This window comes from Mycobacterium sp. (genome assembly GCF_049281135.1).
Taxonomy (GTDB): Bacteria; Actinomycetota; Actinomycetes; order Mycobacteriales; family Mycobacteriaceae; genus Mycobacterium.
Genome location: NZ_JBAPRN010000085.1, coordinates 1 through 15794 on the forward strand (window position 1 = coordinate 1; position 15794 = coordinate 15794).

The 15794-nt window shown below is 64.2% G+C and carries 16 protein-coding genes; 7 read left to right on the plus strand and 9 right to left on the minus strand.

Features of this window, described 5'->3' with window-relative positions; genetic code table 11:
- Positions 1-621: 3-oxoacyl-[acyl-carrier-protein] synthase III C-terminal domain-containing protein (locus WAN02_RS03405; protein WP_422262777.1), on the plus strand; the 621-nt coding region annotated here is incomplete at its 5' end.
- 6 nt (positions 622-627) lie between these two features.
- Here the strand turns inward: WAN02_RS03405 and WAN02_RS03410 are convergent.
- The 5 genes from WAN02_RS03410 to WAN02_RS03430 all read right to left on the minus strand — a co-directional run bounded on the left by WAN02_RS03410 (position 628) and on the right by WAN02_RS03430 (position 7541).
- Positions 628-3171, minus strand: a complete 2544-nt coding sequence (locus WAN02_RS03410) for an FtsX-like permease family protein (protein ID WP_422262778.1) — start codon at positions 3169-3171, stop codon at positions 628-630.
- Positions 3153-5384: an ABC transporter ATP-binding protein gene (locus WAN02_RS03415; RefSeq protein ID WP_422262779.1), complete on the minus strand. Its 2232-nt coding sequence runs from the start codon at positions 5382-5384 to the stop codon at positions 3153-3155. Before WAN02_RS03415 ends, WAN02_RS03410 begins: the two co-directional genes overlap by 19 nt.
- Positions 5385-5577: 193 nt before the next feature.
- Positions 5578-5928 (minus strand): DUF732 domain-containing protein, encoded by a 351-nt coding sequence (locus WAN02_RS03420; RefSeq protein WP_422262780.1) that lies wholly within the window; start codon positions 5926-5928, stop codon positions 5578-5580.
- A 710-nt stretch (positions 5929-6638) separates the two neighbouring features.
- Positions 6639-6944, minus strand: coding sequence for a hypothetical protein (locus WAN02_RS03425; RefSeq protein ID WP_422262781.1), 306 nt, complete (start codon positions 6942-6944; stop codon positions 6639-6641).
- Positions 6945-7112: 168 nt separating this feature from the next.
- On the minus strand, positions 7113-7541 hold the full coding sequence (locus WAN02_RS03430; protein WP_422262782.1) for a cellulose-binding domain-containing protein: 429 nt from the start codon (positions 7539-7541) through the stop codon (positions 7113-7115).
- A 282-nt stretch (positions 7542-7823) separates the two neighbouring features.
- On the opposite strand from WAN02_RS03430, the gene WAN02_RS03435 reads away from it, so the two are divergent.
- From WAN02_RS03435 to WAN02_RS03445, 3 genes are all read left to right on the plus strand, one after another.
- A complete protein-coding gene (locus WAN02_RS03435) occupies positions 7824-9026 on the plus strand; it encodes a PE-PPE domain-containing protein (RefSeq protein WP_422262783.1) in 1203 nt (400 codons plus the stop codon).
- A 464-nt stretch (positions 9027-9490) separates the two neighbouring features.
- Positions 9491-10069 carry a hypothetical protein gene (locus WAN02_RS03440; RefSeq protein WP_422262784.1) on the plus strand — a complete coding sequence of 193 codons (579 nt, stop codon included), beginning with the start codon at positions 9491-9493 and terminating at the stop codon, positions 10067-10069.
- Positions 10069-10599 carry a hypothetical protein gene (locus WAN02_RS03445; RefSeq protein WP_422262785.1) on the plus strand — a complete coding sequence of 177 codons (531 nt, stop codon included), beginning with the start codon at positions 10069-10071 and terminating at the stop codon, positions 10597-10599. The genes WAN02_RS03440 and WAN02_RS03445 overlap by 1 nt, the downstream gene beginning before the upstream one ends.
- Positions 10600-11038: 439 nt before the next feature.
- Here WAN02_RS03445 and WAN02_RS03450 read toward each other — a convergent pair whose 3' ends face one another.
- The gene (locus WAN02_RS03450; protein ID WP_422262786.1) at positions 11039-11464 is read right to left on the minus strand and encodes an acyl-CoA thioesterase; all 426 of its coding nucleotides are present in this window, start codon (positions 11462-11464) and stop codon (positions 11039-11041) included.
- A 20-nt stretch (positions 11465-11484) separates the two neighbouring features.
- A complete protein-coding gene (locus tag WAN02_RS03455; RefSeq protein ID WP_422262787.1) occupies positions 11485-12084 on the minus strand; it encodes a TetR/AcrR family transcriptional regulator in 600 nt (199 codons plus the stop codon).
- An 88-nt stretch (positions 12085-12172) separates the two neighbouring features.
- Between WAN02_RS03455 and WAN02_RS03460 the strand changes: the two genes are divergently transcribed.
- From WAN02_RS03460 to WAN02_RS03470, 3 genes are all read left to right on the plus strand, one after another.
- Complete coding sequence (locus tag WAN02_RS03460) at positions 12173-12838, plus strand: peroxiredoxin-like family protein (RefSeq protein WP_422262788.1); 666 nt, start codon at positions 12173-12175, stop codon at positions 12836-12838.
- Positions 12760-13836, plus strand: coding sequence for an SDR family NAD(P)-dependent oxidoreductase (locus tag WAN02_RS03465; RefSeq protein ID WP_422262789.1), 1077 nt, complete (start codon positions 12760-12762; stop codon positions 13834-13836). Before WAN02_RS03460 ends, WAN02_RS03465 begins: the two co-directional genes overlap by 79 nt.
- An 88-nt stretch (positions 13837-13924) precedes the next feature.
- Positions 13925-14596 carry a hypothetical protein gene (locus WAN02_RS03470; protein WP_422262791.1) on the plus strand — a complete coding sequence of 224 codons (672 nt, stop codon included), beginning with the start codon at positions 13925-13927 and terminating at the stop codon, positions 14594-14596.
- 59 nt (positions 14597-14655) lie between these two features.
- Here WAN02_RS03470 and WAN02_RS03475 read toward each other — a convergent pair whose 3' ends face one another.
- Both WAN02_RS03475 and WAN02_RS03480 read right to left on the minus strand, forming a co-directional pair.
- Positions 14656-15684, minus strand: coding sequence for a sensor histidine kinase (locus WAN02_RS03475; RefSeq protein ID WP_422262790.1), 1029 nt, complete (start codon positions 15682-15684; stop codon positions 14656-14658).
- Positions 15671-15794: winged helix-turn-helix domain-containing protein (locus tag WAN02_RS03480; protein WP_422262792.1), on the minus strand; the 124-nt coding region annotated here is incomplete at its 5' end. The genes WAN02_RS03475 and WAN02_RS03480, both read right to left, overlap by 14 nt.

Sequence of the window (15794 nt, forward strand, 5' to 3'; positions counted from 1 at the left end):
GTGTTCAACGGCGCGGTCGGATTCCTCAACGCCTGCCAGGTCGCCGTCCAGATGATCGGCGCGGGAAAGACCGGACACGCGATGGTCGTCGCCTCCGAGACCGAGAACAACGCCGGCAGCGACAACCACCCCGCCTACGGCCTCAGCGAGGCGGGGTCGGCGGTGATCCTGTCACCGGCCAACGCCAACAAGGGATTTGGCCGTTTCGTGTTCCGCCACTACCCCGAGTACGCCGGTGCGCTCTGCACCTACACCCGACACTCCGACGGCCGGACGTGGCTGGAAATCGACCGCGACCCGGACTTGACCGAGCACTATCTGAACATCATCGCCGACGCGGTGGGCGAACTGCTCAAGCTCGAGGCGATCGCACCGTCCGACATCACCGCCGTGTTTCCGCCGCATCTGTCTCAGCCCCACCGCGAAGAACTGGCCACCCGGTTGGGGATTGCGAGTGCGCTTTTCGTCGTCCCCGCCACCGACACCGACCCGTTTTCTTCCTCGGTGCCGCAAGGGTTGCAGCACGCCTGGCGGCACGGACTGGTGGGGGCGGGCGACGTCGGCTTGATCGTGAGTGTCGGCTCCGGGCTTCAGGTCGGCTGCACCACCTACCGCTTCTGACGGCGGCTACTCGTCGCGTAACTGCGCTGCCAGCGCGGCCTGGGTGGTCTGCCACGCGGGACCGACCGCCGCCAACACCGCCGCCAGGATGGCGAGGACCGCATAACCAGTCGCTTCGGACGCCGGGAAGATCAGCGGAACGACCGCGCCCACGTCGACGATTGCGGCCCGCGCCACGGCTCCGATGATCGCGATGGACACCAGTCCGCCGAGAACGGCACCCGTTGCGCTCGCGATGACCGCCTCGATTGTTGTCACCGCGAAGACTGTGGCCGGGGTGGCGCCGAGCGCCTGGATCAGAGCGATCTCGCGGCGACGCCGGATTCCGAGCAGCAAAAGCGTCGAGGACACCGAGATGAAGGCGATCGCAAGCAGACCGTACTTCAGGGTGTTCAGCGGTGCGAGAAAGCGGGATTCACCGCTGACCACCGCGGATCGGTACCCGTTGGCGTCCACTTGCGTCAGCGGCTGATTGAAATGCCGGGCACGGATCTCGGCGGTCAACTGTTGCGGGCTGACGCCCGCGGCCGGCTTGACGAAAACCAGTCCGGCGGGCTGTGGACCGAAGATCTGCTCGGCGAGCGGATAGGACATCTGAATTCGGCGCCCGCCCACTTCAGGGGTGGCCACGATCGTCCCGACGACGACTCTGCGGGCGCTGGGTCCGCTGCCGAGCAGGATCGTGTCGCCGACGCGGACGCCGGTTTCCCGGGCCAGGATGCCCCCGACGACCAGTCGATTCGCCTCCACGCTTCGTCTCGGGGAGGGCCCCGCGAGCGCCCGATAAGAGAAGGTGGGCCGATCCTCGGCTCGCACGTAGGCCAACTCTCCGTTGGCCAGGGTGATCTCCACTTCCGCCATACGTTCGATGGCGCCTACCCCTGGCAGGGCCGCGAGTTTCGACATGCTGTCAGGCGAGAATTTCGCATCCGTCGAGCCCCAGTCGGTGAACCGGGTGGTGGTAAGCACAAGGCGTCCGGTCGCCTGTGCTTTCGCCACGGTGTCGACTCCATGGTCGATGGCGATCAAGAACCCGGACAGCAGCGTCGCGACGGCCACTGGCACCGCCACCGCACCTCCGATCGCGATCGTCCGCGATTGATCCGCGCGCAGTCCGGTGAACGCGATCGCGAGCGCCGCGCGGCGAATTCTTTCCGGTCGGAGCCGAATCAAGTCCAGGACTTCTGGGCCCATATAGGCCGCGGCCAGAAGCAAACCGACGATGGCGACGACGACCCCGCCGTTGGCGATCCCGGCTTGCCACGGCGCCAGCCCACCCGACCACGTCGCCCACCACACGGCGATCACGCCGGCTACGCCGATCGCCAGCAGCGTCACCACCTTGAGCCACACCCGCGCCGACTGGTTGTCCTCGTGGACGGCGCGGCCCGAAAGCTCGGTCGCGATAGGGGTTTTCGACGCCGACAGACTCGGTAAGAGCGCCGCGAGCACGGCAAGCAGGACCCCGATTACCAGCGCCGCCACGACGATGTTCGCTTCGACCACCACGGGAACGTTGACCCCGACGAACTGTTGCGTCAGCTCACTGGCACTGGCGACGACGGGGTGGGCGATGGCGATTCCGAGCAGAACTCCGATGACTGACCCTGAGGCGCCGAGCAACCCAGCCTCAGCAAGGAACCCGGCGAATGTGATCACCGGCGAGGCACCCAGAGCCGCGGCGATCGCGACTTCTCGTCGACGTTCTTGAATCGACAACCGGGTGAGTTGGGCGATCAGGATCACCCCAACCCCGATCGCGATCAGCGCGAAGATCGCCAGCAGCGGAAACAAGATGACGTTGACGTTGAACCCCGCGGCGGGATCGTTGCGGGTCAGCACCCGGTATCCCGGCCCAATTACGTCCAGCGCCCCGGCGATGCGGGCCTGGATGGCGGGCGCGTTGACGTGATCTGCCAGCGTGACGTAGACGGTGTCCACTCGGTCCCCGCGGGCGAACTGCGTCTTGGCTGCGCTGAGCGGTAACACGATGACACGGCCGTTGTTGACGTTGTCCAGCTGCGGGATCTGGGCGAGTCCGGATATCGGCAGTTGACCAGTGTCGGTCGCCAACATCGGGTGCGTACCCAACGAGCGGCCGAAGGACGTCGAGGTCGCCAACACCTGTGGCTCTTTTTGCCCAGCGGCGCACACTTTCGGGTCGATCATCCAACGAGCTGCGCAGTCGATTCCCAAGGCCAGCACAACGGTGTCGCGGCCGCCGTCACGCACCTGCGTGGCCGCGCGGATCACAGGGGCGAGCACGGTTACGCCTGAAACGGCCCGGGCGGCGCCGATAACCGCCGGCCCGATCCCACCCTGGGTGGCGGCGCCGACAATGCGCAGCGGCGCGGGGCCCGCGATCCGGTAACCGACATCATCGATGGCGGTGCGGACGCTGCTGGTCTCGATCATCACCGCGACGACAATGGCGACCCCGCCGCCGAGGGACAGCGCCGCGAGCAGCGCGCGAAGAGTGTGCCGTCGAATGGCCCGGAGGTTGATCAGCCGCAGGACGCTGACGGCGGCGGCTAGTGCGGTGTTCGCCATGCCGCGCCGTTGTGCCGAACTTGCCGCGCGTCGCTTTCGATGCGGCCGTCGAGGAGGGAGATCAGCCGGGGAGCTTCGTCGGCAATCGATCGATCATGAGTGACCAACACGATGGTCTGGCCTGCCGCGTTGAGGTCGTAGAGCGTCTCGATCACACGGCGGCCATTCGTGGTGTCGAGGTTGCCCGTCGGCTCGTCGGCGAGCACGACCTGAGGGGCCATGAACAACGCGCGAGCGATCGCGACGCGCTGCTGCTCACCCCCGGACAACTCCGCGGGCACCCGCTTGGCCATCCCGGCCATGCCGAACTGGTCCAGGAGTGAAACGGCCCGGTCGTACTGAGCGCGACCGCTCTGCCCGGCCAGCAGACTGGGCAGCATCACGTTCTCGGCCACGGACAACCCCGCCAGCAGGTTGAAGGACTGGAACACATACCCGATCCTGCGACCGCGTACGCCTGCCAGCTCACGAGCAGACAACTGGGCGACACTCACCTGGTTCACCAAAACCTCGCCGCTCGTCGGAGGCTCCAACAACCCGAGGATGCTCAGCAACGTCGACTTGCCCGAGCCCGAGGGCCCCACCATCGCGACGAATTCGCCTGCGGTGATCCGCAGATTGATGTCGTGGACGATCGGTATCGCCGTCGGGCCCGAACCGAACGATTTGTAGAGACCGCGGGCTTCCAGGACCACCGGCCCCGAATCCGCGGCTTGCAGGTTTCCCGCGACGGCGGCGCCTTGTTTGTGTCCGTTGAGGAAAGCGGTGGACGAGGCAAACAACGGCGAACGGGCCTGGCTCACGTCGGAGGCCCGTTCGGTTGCCGGTTGCTCGGGCGCGCTGACCGGAAGCGATGTCACTTCGGCCAAGGCAGGCATGATCAGCGGGATATCGACACCGGAACCGACCACGAACACACCTTGCGGACCGCCCTCCATCTCACCCGCGCCTTTGACGATCTCCGCGAGCGCGGCCACTGCTTCGTCGTCGTCATGCGGCAAAAATCGCCGACGCACATCGATGACCAATCCGTCAGCCGTACCGACCACCGCAAGGGTGGCGGTGTCCGGCTCGATGCACAGCAGCGCCGTGTGGTCGTAGCCGGCCGACTCGCCCGCCGTACGGGCCAACGCAAGTGCGGATGACGCCAAAGACGAATTGTTCGCGGATGCCAGCGCCGCGCCACGGGCCGGCCCCATGTCGGGCTGCTCGGGCGTACTGATCGGAAGCGATGTCGCCGCAACCAAATCCGGCATGATCAGTGGGACGTCGACACCGGAACCGAGCAAGAACACGCCCTGCGGGCCACCCTCGATCGCCTCCACACCTTTGACGATCTCGACGAGCGCGGCCAGCGCCGCGGCGTCGTCGCTCGGCAGAAACCGCCGTCGCACCTCCGCGATCGACTCGTCGTAGGTGTTCAGCACCGCCGAGGTCGCCGAATCCGGCTCGATACACAACAGCGCGATGTGCGTGTACCCGGCAGCCCGCCCTTCCGTGCGGGCCAACTCGATCGCCGACGACGTCAACAGCTCATTGTTCGCCGATGCCAGCGCCGCACCCCGGGCCAGCGCGGTCTCGGGCTGCTCGGGCGCGCTGACCGGAAGCGACGTCGCCTCAACCAGTGCGGGCATGATCAGCGGGACATCGACACCGGAGCCGACCACGAACACGCCCTGCGGGGCGCCCTCCATTGCACCCGCATCCCTGACGATCTCGACCAGCGCGCCCACCGCTTCGTCGTCGTCATGCGGCAGGAACCGCCGCCGAACCTCTACGACCAGCCCGTCTTCCGCGCCGACCACCGCAAGCGTCGCGACATCCGGCTCGATACAGAGCAGCGCCGTGTGGTCGTAGCCGGCTGACGCGCCTGCCGCGCGCGCCAATGCAACCGCGGAATGGAACGGCGACACCAGTAGGACGTTGTCGACCCTGCGCGTCGCCAGGCCCTCGCGCAGGGCCGTCGCCGTGGCGACATCGAGCCAGGCCACCCCGGCGGATCTCACCTGATAGCCGGCGCCGGCCACCGTTTCCCGGGTGATGAGGATGGTGGCGATGATCTGCTCGGTCGTGGTGTCAGACGGCAGGTCCGCACCATGCGCGATGTCGAAATTGCCATGGTTGACGGCGTCGCCGTCCGCCTTCGCCCCCGCTATCAGGACGGTGCGGACAGACGTTGGCGTCATGGAAACACCGAGCACAGCGTCCAGCACGTCTCCACAATAGTTTTGCCTGCTCGCGCTGTGTGCCGCCAGCGGTGCGCCGCATGTCGCCGCTGCATCGCTCACGACGATTCCGTTGAGCTGGACTCGACCGCTGTAGCTTTACGACAGATTATGTTGCAGCGCGGCAAAGTCCGCCGTCACCGGATCCTGGTCCGCCGTTGGTGTTGCAGGCCAACTGATTTCAGCTGGTGCTGTATGCCCAAGTGTCATACGTGCCGCCGGGCTCCGGGCACAGGTCCTGGTATGCAGCCAGCACGAACTGCGACGCTTGGTCGAAGGTCAGCGTTGGATGGTCTTGCACCAGGCCTGCGGCTATCTGTTCACCCTGCATCTGCCGAACCCAGAGCCTCCTGCACACGCTGTAGCCGTCTTCCAGCATCCCCGGATCCGTTCCGGTGATGCCCGCCGCCCGTGCGGCGGCCAAGAAGTCCGGGACGGCGCGAGGCGCCGGCACCGGGCTGGCGGCAGCTGGAACGGCCAAGCCGAGGGAAATGGCGGCTCCAGCAGCGCCGACGAGGATTTGTCTGATCATGACGATCTCCTGTTCATGTTTCATTCATCTTAGCGTTGTCTTTGATTAACTTTTGAGATGTCTGTGCTTAACCCTGGACAGGACCCTTGGTTGCGGGCTTTCCCACCCGTGCCGCGTGCCGGTTCGCAATGAACAAATGGCTCATCACCAGCACATTCATGTGCGCCCGACTCGGATGAACGCGCGCACACCCATGACCCACCCGGTGAGACGGCACGCGCCATCAGGTCGGCGCGGTCAGGTTTCGTGTGGTCTGGCCATATCGAAACCGCCCGTGACAAATGCGCGCGATTCGGCGCGATCAATCGGGGTCGGTGAGTGCCTTCAGATATTGAGGCCGCAGCGTGAACAGAGTTCTTCGGCGTTGACTTGCTTCAGGCCCGAGCGACACGGCGCGAAAACCGTACGGCCGACCTCCTCAGCGCATAACGCAGAAGAGGGTTCACGGATGCCGGCGATCAGAATCCCCCGTGAACGCAGCATGAGGGGCGCTGCGCGGCTGAAACTGTAGCGCAACAAAGGATTTCGGCAACACCGACCAGTCCGATCGCGGCGGACCTCAGCGCTACGACACCTATGCCTCGTGCAATGAGCGTACGAAACCAGCCACGCGCTGCAGCGTTGCGCAATTTGTGAAATGACTGCAAGTTTGCTGAGGCAGCACTTCTGGCCGACCCCTCAGCTCGGAGCGGGGGCAGTCCCGATCGACCTCAGTTCGACCAGGGGTAGGCAAACAACGGCCCGATGACCGCAGATGAGAGGAGCCACACCAATGCGCACAAGATCAGAAGCCAGATCGCTTGAGCCAAGAACCGCAGCTGGTTCGCCGAGGCCAACTCGAACCGGATGACGGAGCTCAGCCGGGCCAGATCGGCGGCGGTCAGGAACACTTTCCCGGTTCCGACCCTCAGCATGTAGCCGGGCGTCCCGCTGGGCCGGTCCAAGCGGATGAGAAGGAGCCGATCCCCGTCGCTGTCTCGCAGGCCGACGAGGCTGGTTAGCTCCGGTCGTCGCACGGCATTCCCCTTAGGTTGGAGTGGGACTTCCTGTGCTTGGGGCGCCCATGCTACTCGTCGCGATGAATACGAGCAATACTTTGTCTCACAAGCGATTTCGGATCGCCGCGAGATACTGCTGTCAACCTCCCACGTCGCCAGCTTGGGCGAGCCTGACTCGGAGTCGCCTTAGGTGCAAAAATACTGCCTGTTGAGCACACAATTCGACGGTGGCGAGTAAGCGCCGGTCAGCACGCCTCTGAGACCACCTGTGGCTGAACCACCGGGCGCGATGACGCGATTCCAATTCGCGGGGGTGAGAACGTAGTGCGTGCCAGACTGTGCAAGGGTGCTATTCCAGGTGTGCGAGACGGATTCGCCTATCGGCAAGTCGAATTCAAGCCTCCAATCGGATAGCGGCACCGTGCTCGAGTTGGTGATGGTGAAGTGGGCGATGAAGCCGGTCTGCCACGCATGTTCCACCGACAACGTCGCCGTGGCCGCAGCCGCATGAGCTACAGGGGTGATGGCGAGTCCGAGGATGGCAATTAGCAGTGCCGAGAGGGTCGCGTGAAGCGCTGTGCGCCAGCGCTTCACGTAGTCATCCACTGCGGCCATAGCAGCCGACACTAAAGCCCGACAGGCGATATCGTCCGTCGCCTCGCGGGTACGCTGCAGTACCTTTGCTCAACTGAAACCGACACGAAATTTTTGGCGTCGCTCCGCCCTGGCCCGTATACCGGCCCGCCGCACGCGAACCTGTAGACGTGGAGACCATCCGGCGAGGACGGCGTGGCCACAGGCGAGCGCTCCCGCTGGGAAGGTCTGCCGCTTCCAGCCGTTTTCGGAGTAGTGCGTGATATCTTCAGCTTCGTTTTCAGGATTAACTAAGGTGCTGATATGGGCGTTTTCGCGTGCCTTCGAGGTCTCGCCGCCATCACGGTCGCCGGCTCACCGCTGCTACTGCCGATAGCGCCGCTACTCGCCGTGCAGTCGAGTGCGGTCCGGCTGGCCAGCACTGACGCAGCGGATTCGCCGCTCGGGGATGGCACGGCACTGCTAATGGGCGGAACCAGTATCCCGCAACCGAGCCAGCTCTACCTCGATGCCGCTGACACGTTGTATCTGCAGCCGCGTGGATTCGGTGGCACCCTGCAATCGTTGTTCACCCCGGAGGATGCAAGTCCCACGTCGGAAACGCGGGGCGAGCAGATTCTCGACTCCACGATTCTGCAGAAGTTCGACACGGGAGACGTCAGCGCGCAAAACCCTCTCGTGGTGTTTGGCTACTCGCAGAGCGCCTCGATCTCCTCGGCTGTGATGCGTGAGCTGGCCGGTCAGGGTGTGCCAAGCAACGATGTGCACTTCGTACTGATCGGCGATCCTGACAACCCTGCTGGAGGTTCGGAGGTGACGAACAGCGACCTCTCCCCGCAATATCTCATGGCCAACGTCGCGACTCCGAACGATCTGTATCCGACAGACGTGTACACCCATGAATACGACGGTGTCGCCGATTTTCCGAAGTATCCGATCAACCTGCTCTCGGACCTCAACGCCACGTTGGGCTTCATCTACGAGCACGGCACATATTTGAGCCTCACACCCGAGCAGATCAGCGATGCAATCCAACTGCCGACGACGGCGGCTGACACCATGGTCAACTACTACATCATTCCGGCCGAGAGTCTGCCGTTGCTGGATCCCCTGCGATTGATCCCGATCATCGGACAGCCCCTATACGACCTGCTCGAACCCGACGCCAAAATTCTGGTGGACCTCGGCTACGGCAGCATCGACCAGGGGTGGGCGTCAGGAGATGCCGACCTCGTCAGCGCTTCCGGATTATTCCCGACTGACCTGAATTTCGACGATGTACTAACTGCGCTGGGCAACGGCCTGCAGCAAGGGGCCAGTGACTTCATCGCCGATTTAGGCAACCCGGACACGTACCAAATCACGCCCCTGGTAGACAATCCGTCGTTGTCGGAGGTCGCGGACGCGGGGTACCTCTACGGCTTCCTCGACACTCCAAACCCGACGCCGACCGATGCCCTGCAGGGCATTATCGAACTGGTTCAGGCGTTCACCGCCATGACATGAGGTAGTCATGGACGAACTAGTTCAACGGATCGTTCGGGCGACCTCGACGCCTCTTTGGACGAGATGCTGCGAATGTGCGTCTCACCCGGACGTCCCGGTCTCGGCTGAATACCATCCCAAGTCCATCAGACATTTCGCCGGACTCAAGAGGGCACACTCATCTGCTTGAAATCGATTGGGTCAACCACCCATCGGGTGATACCTATGGTGACCGACAAGCAACGGCAAATTGGCTACTCAAAAGAACCGCTCTGGAATCCTGCACGCCGCCGAGCGCCGGCCGGGGTGCTTCACGCAGGCGCTCCGTGGCTTCAGTGTCGGGTAGCACGCAGCGTTGTGCTGTTGAACGACAACCCGCAGCTGTCGCCTATTGGCCGAAACGCGCACCCCACAGCGCCGATCGCTCTAAGTTCGGTGCCATGACGGGAGTGGGTACGGCTGAGCCTGCGTCGTCGCCTGCAACGATGACGGCGTTTGTGCTCGCACTCGCGGGTCGAGTGCCGCCGCTGGATCAACGAATACGAGACCAAATCAGGCACGACGACGTCACCATCGAGCTAGCCCGGCGACTTGCGCACGAGCCGTTCGTGCAGTCGATCACGCTGTCCAATGCCGACGATCCGCAGCTCGACGAGCCCACAGTGTTGGTGTTCTCCGCCGAATCGTGGGCACACAGTCGGTCGGCGCTCGATGTTGTTCCGCCAGGCGAGCGTGCACGCCAGGCGGCGTTGTGGCACACTGCCGTTCCGCTAGCAGACGGCGGCTACCTTCTGACCCCGGACCCGGACCGGCCCGACGCGGTCTCCTTTTATCGCGCGACCCGCGATGACCGTCGGGAGGCGTTCCAGTTTCGCGCGGGCACCGTGTTCCGCCGCGGGTACAACGAAATCGTGTGGCAGGAACGTGACGACCGCTGTCACCTCATTCGCTATTTCAGCGGCATACTGGAGTGCCACCGCGTCGAATGCGACGATGACTGCAATGGGGCAATCCAGGTGGATCCCAACACCGGAGCCCAATCGTTGCCGTGCGGTTGCCCCTGATGTTGGCCATCTTGGGAGTCATCCTCGCCGCTGCCGGAGCTGCCATACCCGTGGTGCTGTATATCCGCGAGGGTGGCGCGAAGATCACGGTGTCAGGCCAGTTCGACAAGACCGGGTTCGTGGAAGTAGTGATCGCCAAACGAGGACGGGCAGCCACACAAATCGAATCCCTCGAACTTGTGCGCGCCGGCACCAACACGCGGCTATCAATTATGTCCCGGTCGAAAACCGGCCCGATCCCATTCGGGGCAGGTCACGGCGAGGAGCGTGTCTACTTTAAGCTCACCACCGGGGCAACCAAAACCGATGCCATCGAGGCGCTGGTGCGACACGGGGGAAAATCCCACCGGGTCACCGTCGCATGGACAGATCGACACATCGTCCCTCAGGACGGCACGGAAATGATCGATCTTCGACAGCCCGCCCAGACGTCTGAAGCCAAGGCGGCAACGGCACAAGACAGCGCCCAGCGTGAGCCCAAAGCCCGGCCTGCAGACACGCCACCCGGCCATGCCGAAGACGAGGACTGAGCGCTCCCGCCATCTCGGCGTCCACGCGAAACGCTCACGCCTGACTCGCGCGTCGTCGCCGCAGAACCGCCACCCAACATGGCTGCGCCGCGCCAACCGCGTGCTGAAGATGTGGCTTGCGCCTAGTACTACTACTACTGTCGAGATGCAGCGAAGATTGCCAAGACACGCCTGGCTACTTTGACAAGGCCTCGGCGTGTCACGAGAGCTTGCTAATCTTCGCTGCATAACGCCAGGTCAGTAAAATGGCGGCGCTTTGCAGCAGTCTGTTGTTCGACGCTTGCTGGAGTCCGCCAACCGCTTTCGGCCTCGCGAGCGGTCTTGATGTCGACCTCGTCAACGTCGCTGGCGTTGTCGACGATGGTGTTGGATAGTTTCGCAGCGACTGCTCGGCGTCAGAGCAGCGCCCGAACCCAGCGGCCTGGGTTGGTCTCCACTTCTATCCTCGCGGTTGGAGATCCACGAGGCGGGTAGCGGCGGCCGCGCTCAGGGGAGTAGCGCGGTGGGTATCATCGTCGACCTGCACGATGACGGTGCGGGCGAGGGCTACACATCGGTCTCGTTGAAACAGGGCCTGCGCCAGTGTGAATGAGGTGCGGCCGACGGATTCAACGCTCGTGCCGATCGCGACCTCACCGGGCCAGGTCAACTCACCGCGGAAGTCGAGCTCGAGACGGGCAATGACGAACGATTTGTGTGGTTCAACGATGGCTTCGTCGGGAGCGTAAAGGAGTTCTACGCGCCCGGTTTCCAACGCGGTTGAAAAGACTGAATTGTTGACATGCCCTTGCCGATCAGTATCCGCGTAGCGCAACTTGTCGTAGGCACGCAAGGGAAACTGTGAGAGCGTCGGGGCGTCGTCCAATCGGGTGTCCTTGTCTCGGACTATCGCTCGCCGGCGAATGTCGCGACGTGGTCGATAGCGGTGCTGAGCGCGGTCTCCAAAGGTTCGCCGTCGCGCTGCACCTTGGCGAGCAGCAGTCCGCCTTGCAGCGAGGTCAGCAAAGCCGTGGCGAGACCGTCGACATCAGCGCTGTCGACCAGCCCGCCGCGGTCACGGATGGCGGCGAGGCCGCCGCGGATGGCGGCTTGCCAGCGCCGATAGCCCGCCACGACGTCTTCTCGTGCCGCGCTGTCATTCTCGGCCAGCTCACTAGCCAACGAGCCCAGCGGGCATCCACCGCGAAACCCGTTGCTCCGTTGAATGTCCACGATGGCCGCAGCCCAGCTGCGCAGCGCTTCTAGCGAATCGAGCCGCGCCAGCATCGGTTCCTGAAACCCAAGGATCGCGTCTGCCTGATATTCGATGACCGCGCGGGTGAGCGAGCGCTTATCAGCGAAGTAGTGGTAGAGCTGCGACGCGCTGACGCCGGCCGCGGCCTGAACGTCCTCGGTACTGGTCCCGGCGACGCCGCGTTCGTAGACCAGCACCGCCGCGGCGGCCACGATGCGATCCCGGGTGGCCTGGCCTTTCCGGGTAATCATCGGACGATTCTACGTTTTTGGAGTTGACAATCCAAAAACAAAGGAGTTTTCTGGAGGAATCAATCCAATCGACCTGGCGGAGACGTAGATGACGATGCACACACCCACGATCAGCGAGCAGGCACACGCCTTGGCTGCCGGTTCTGCGGCGAACTTGCCCGCGGACGTCATAGCCGCCTTTACCGCCGATCAAGCTGCATTGGAGGCTCGGGGTGTACCGCAGAACGTCGCGGCGCCTGGATCTGAGATGCCCGACGGCGACATGCTCGACGTTCATGGTGCCCCCACATCGTTGGCGCGATTGCGCGGCGGGCGGCCATCGGTCCTGGTGTTCTATCGCGGAGCGTGGTGCCCCTACTGCAACATCGCGTTGCGCACCTACCAAGCTGAATTGGTTCCCGCGCTCGGCGAACGCGGCTTCGAATTGATCGCCATCAGCCCACAAAAACCCGACGGTTCGCTGACTTCCGCCGAATCCAATGAACTGACCTACTCGGTGGCGTCAGATCCAGGCAATCACATCGCCACCGCCCTGGGAATTCTGACCGAACCATCCCCCGATTCAATTGCCGCACAGGTCAAGTTGGGACTGGACCTCACCGAGGTGAATGCCGACGGTGACAAAGCGCTGCCGATGCCCACCGTCGTCGTCGTCGACGCGGCGGGCATCATCCGGTGGATCGACGTGCACCCCAACTACACCACCCGCAGCGAGGTGCCCGACATCCTGGCCGCCGTCGACGCGGTGAGCTGAAACCCCTGCCTCACAACGCGTTCCTCATCACCGGCGCCAACGCAGGACTCGGCAAAGACGTGGCGCGGCAGTTGGCGCTGCGCGCTGACGTCGACTCCATCCATCTGGCCTGCCGCGACCAGGCCAAGGCAGAGGCGGCGCAAGCCGACCTGCAACGGATCACGGGTCGGCCGGTCTTCGAGATCCTGATTATGGATACCGCAGACCTGGCCTCGGTGCGTGCGGCGCTCGCTGCCATTAACCAGCCGCTGCGGGCGGTCCTGCTCAACGCCGGTGGCGCCGGCGGTCCCACGCCCATGGCACGCACGGTCGAGGGAGCGACGACGATCTTTGCGTCCAACGTGCTCGGTCACGCGGTTCTGCTGGAAGGCCTACTCGATGCGGGATTGCTGACCTCGGCGGCCGTGCTGACCGGAAGTGAGGCCGCACGAGGAGTACCCAAACTGCGGATGAAACGGCCGACATTTGCCACCCGGTCGGTTGAGGAGTTCGCGTCGGTCATTGACGGATCATTCTTCCACGACCGCAAGGTCGATCCCATGCTCGCTTACGGCCAGGTGAAGTATCTCGGAGCGCTGTGGATGTCTGCGCTGGCACGAAAACATCCCGACCTTCGGCTGCTCACCGTAAGCCCGGGAAACACGTCGGGCACCGACGCGCTCAGAGACATGGCCAGGGTGCCCAGGGTAATCATGCAGCGCATCGTAATGCCTTATATCGGACCGATGTTCGGCATTGCGCATCCCCTGGAAGTCGGCGCGAAGCGACTCCTCGACGCCCTGGTCGGCGATGGCCTGCGCAACGGAGGGTTCTACGCGAGCGCGGCGAAAACGCTGACCGGACCGCTGGTCGACCAATCCGCCATCGTCGCCGACTTCGCCGACGAGACGACCCAAGATCACGCCTACCAGGCGATCCATCGCTTCATAGAGAAGCCCAGTGACCATGTCACGCCGGCTGATACCGCGACGGTCGACCCCAACTTGGACGAGGAGTAGCACTGTGAGCACACAGGCCCGCACGCATTCTGCCGACAAGCGCGCCGACCTCGACTTCTACTTCGATCCGGTCTGTCCGTTCGCCTGGATGACCAGCAAGTGGGTCCGCATGGTGGCCGAGCAGCGTGACTACACGGTGGACTGGCGGTTCATCTCATTGCGAATGATCAACGCGCACATCGACTACGACGCCCATTTTCCGGTCGGCTACGAGGACGGGCACACCGCCGGGCTCAGGCTGCTGCGGGTTGCCGCGCGCGCCAGGATCGACTACGGCCCCGAAGCGGTCGGGCCGCTGTACCTCGCCATGGGACGACGGATATTCGACGGCGCGCCCGACGGCCGGCCTGACTCACTTACCGACCAAGGTTCGCGAGGCTTTCTGGAACCGATTCTGCTGGACGCCGGACTGCCGGTCGAGCTGGTGAGCGCCCTCGACGATACGACGTTGGACGGGGTGCTGCGCGCGGAGACCGACCAAGCGCTGGCGTTGACCGGCAAGGATGTCGGGACGCCGATCCTGCATTTCCGCCCGCCCACCGGCGTGGCCTTCTTCGGCCCGGTGATCAGCCGCCTTCCTCGACCGGAGGAGTCAGTTCAGCTCTGGGACAACGTGATCGGGTTGGCCACCTTTCCTGGCTTCGCCGAGCTCAAGCGCAGTCTGCGCGAGCGGCCGCAGCTTGCGAGCTTCGGCGTCGACCCCGAGGGTACGGGCATCGTGGAGGACTGGCACGGCGGCAGCCGACGTACCAAGAAGTAGCACCGGTCAACGCTTGGGTGAGTGGGCTCCTGTGACGACTGCAACTCGTGCAAATGCCGTCAGGAGTTGCCGGCCAACGGTAATCGAACCTCGAAACGCGCACCAGCGTCCAGGTTGCGCGCCGACAGCGTGCCGCCGTGGGCCTGCACCAGTCCCGCCGCGATAGCAAGCCCGAGACCCGACCCACTGGGCAGCGACGAATCAGTCCGTGGCACACGGCCGTTGGAGCCGCGGTAGGCGACGTCGAACACCCTGGGCAGATCGGCTTGGTCGATACCGACACCGGTGTCATCGACGCGCGCCCACGCCCCCTGCTCATCGTGGCCCAGTGCCAGCTTGACTCGTCCGCCGTGCGGAGTGTGCGCGATCGCGTTGGCCACCAGATTCGACAACACCCGTACCAACGCCCGCTCGCTGCCGATCACCCACACGGGTTCATCGGGCAGATTGACCTGCAGCGCCACCCCGGCCCGTTCGGCGACAATCCGATGAACGGCCACCACATCGTCGACGACCTCGTCGAGTGCCACCGTGTCGTGCGCGGGTTGCACCGCCCCGGCGTTGATCTTCGACATTTCGAACAAGTCGTCCACCATCTCCGACAGCCGGATTGATTCCTGTTCAATATGTTTGGCTTGCTCACGCGCTTCGTCTTGGTTCACCACGCCGTCGGCGATCGCCTCGGCTACCGCACGGATACCGGCCAGCGGTGTGCGCAGATCGTGACTGACGAAGGCCACTAGGCGGCGCCGGGACTGCTCGGCTGACCGTTCGGAATCCCGGATCTCCTGTTCCCACACCGTTCTACGGGCCTGGTAACGCGCCAGCAGCACCGCGGCAGGTATGGTCACGACCGACACGACAACCAGCACCACCGCGGTGCGCTCGAACGTTTCAGTGATCATGAAGCCGCTGGCGCCAAGCACCCCGGTCAAGGTGGCCAGGGCGGGAATCAGCACCAGCGCCACCATGCTCACCGCCAGCGACCACGACCGGGCGAGCCGGATGGTCAGCGCTCCGGCCAACACCACCGGAACTGAGCAAGCCAGTGCCCAACCGGCGATCTCCCACAGGTCACTGGTCGGCATCTGATGTCTGCTCCTCCCGCCACAGGTAGCCACGGCCCCAGACAGTCTGAACCCGGTGGGCGTCACCGAGTTTGGAGCGCAGCCGCTTGATGTGCACGGTGACCGTCGAT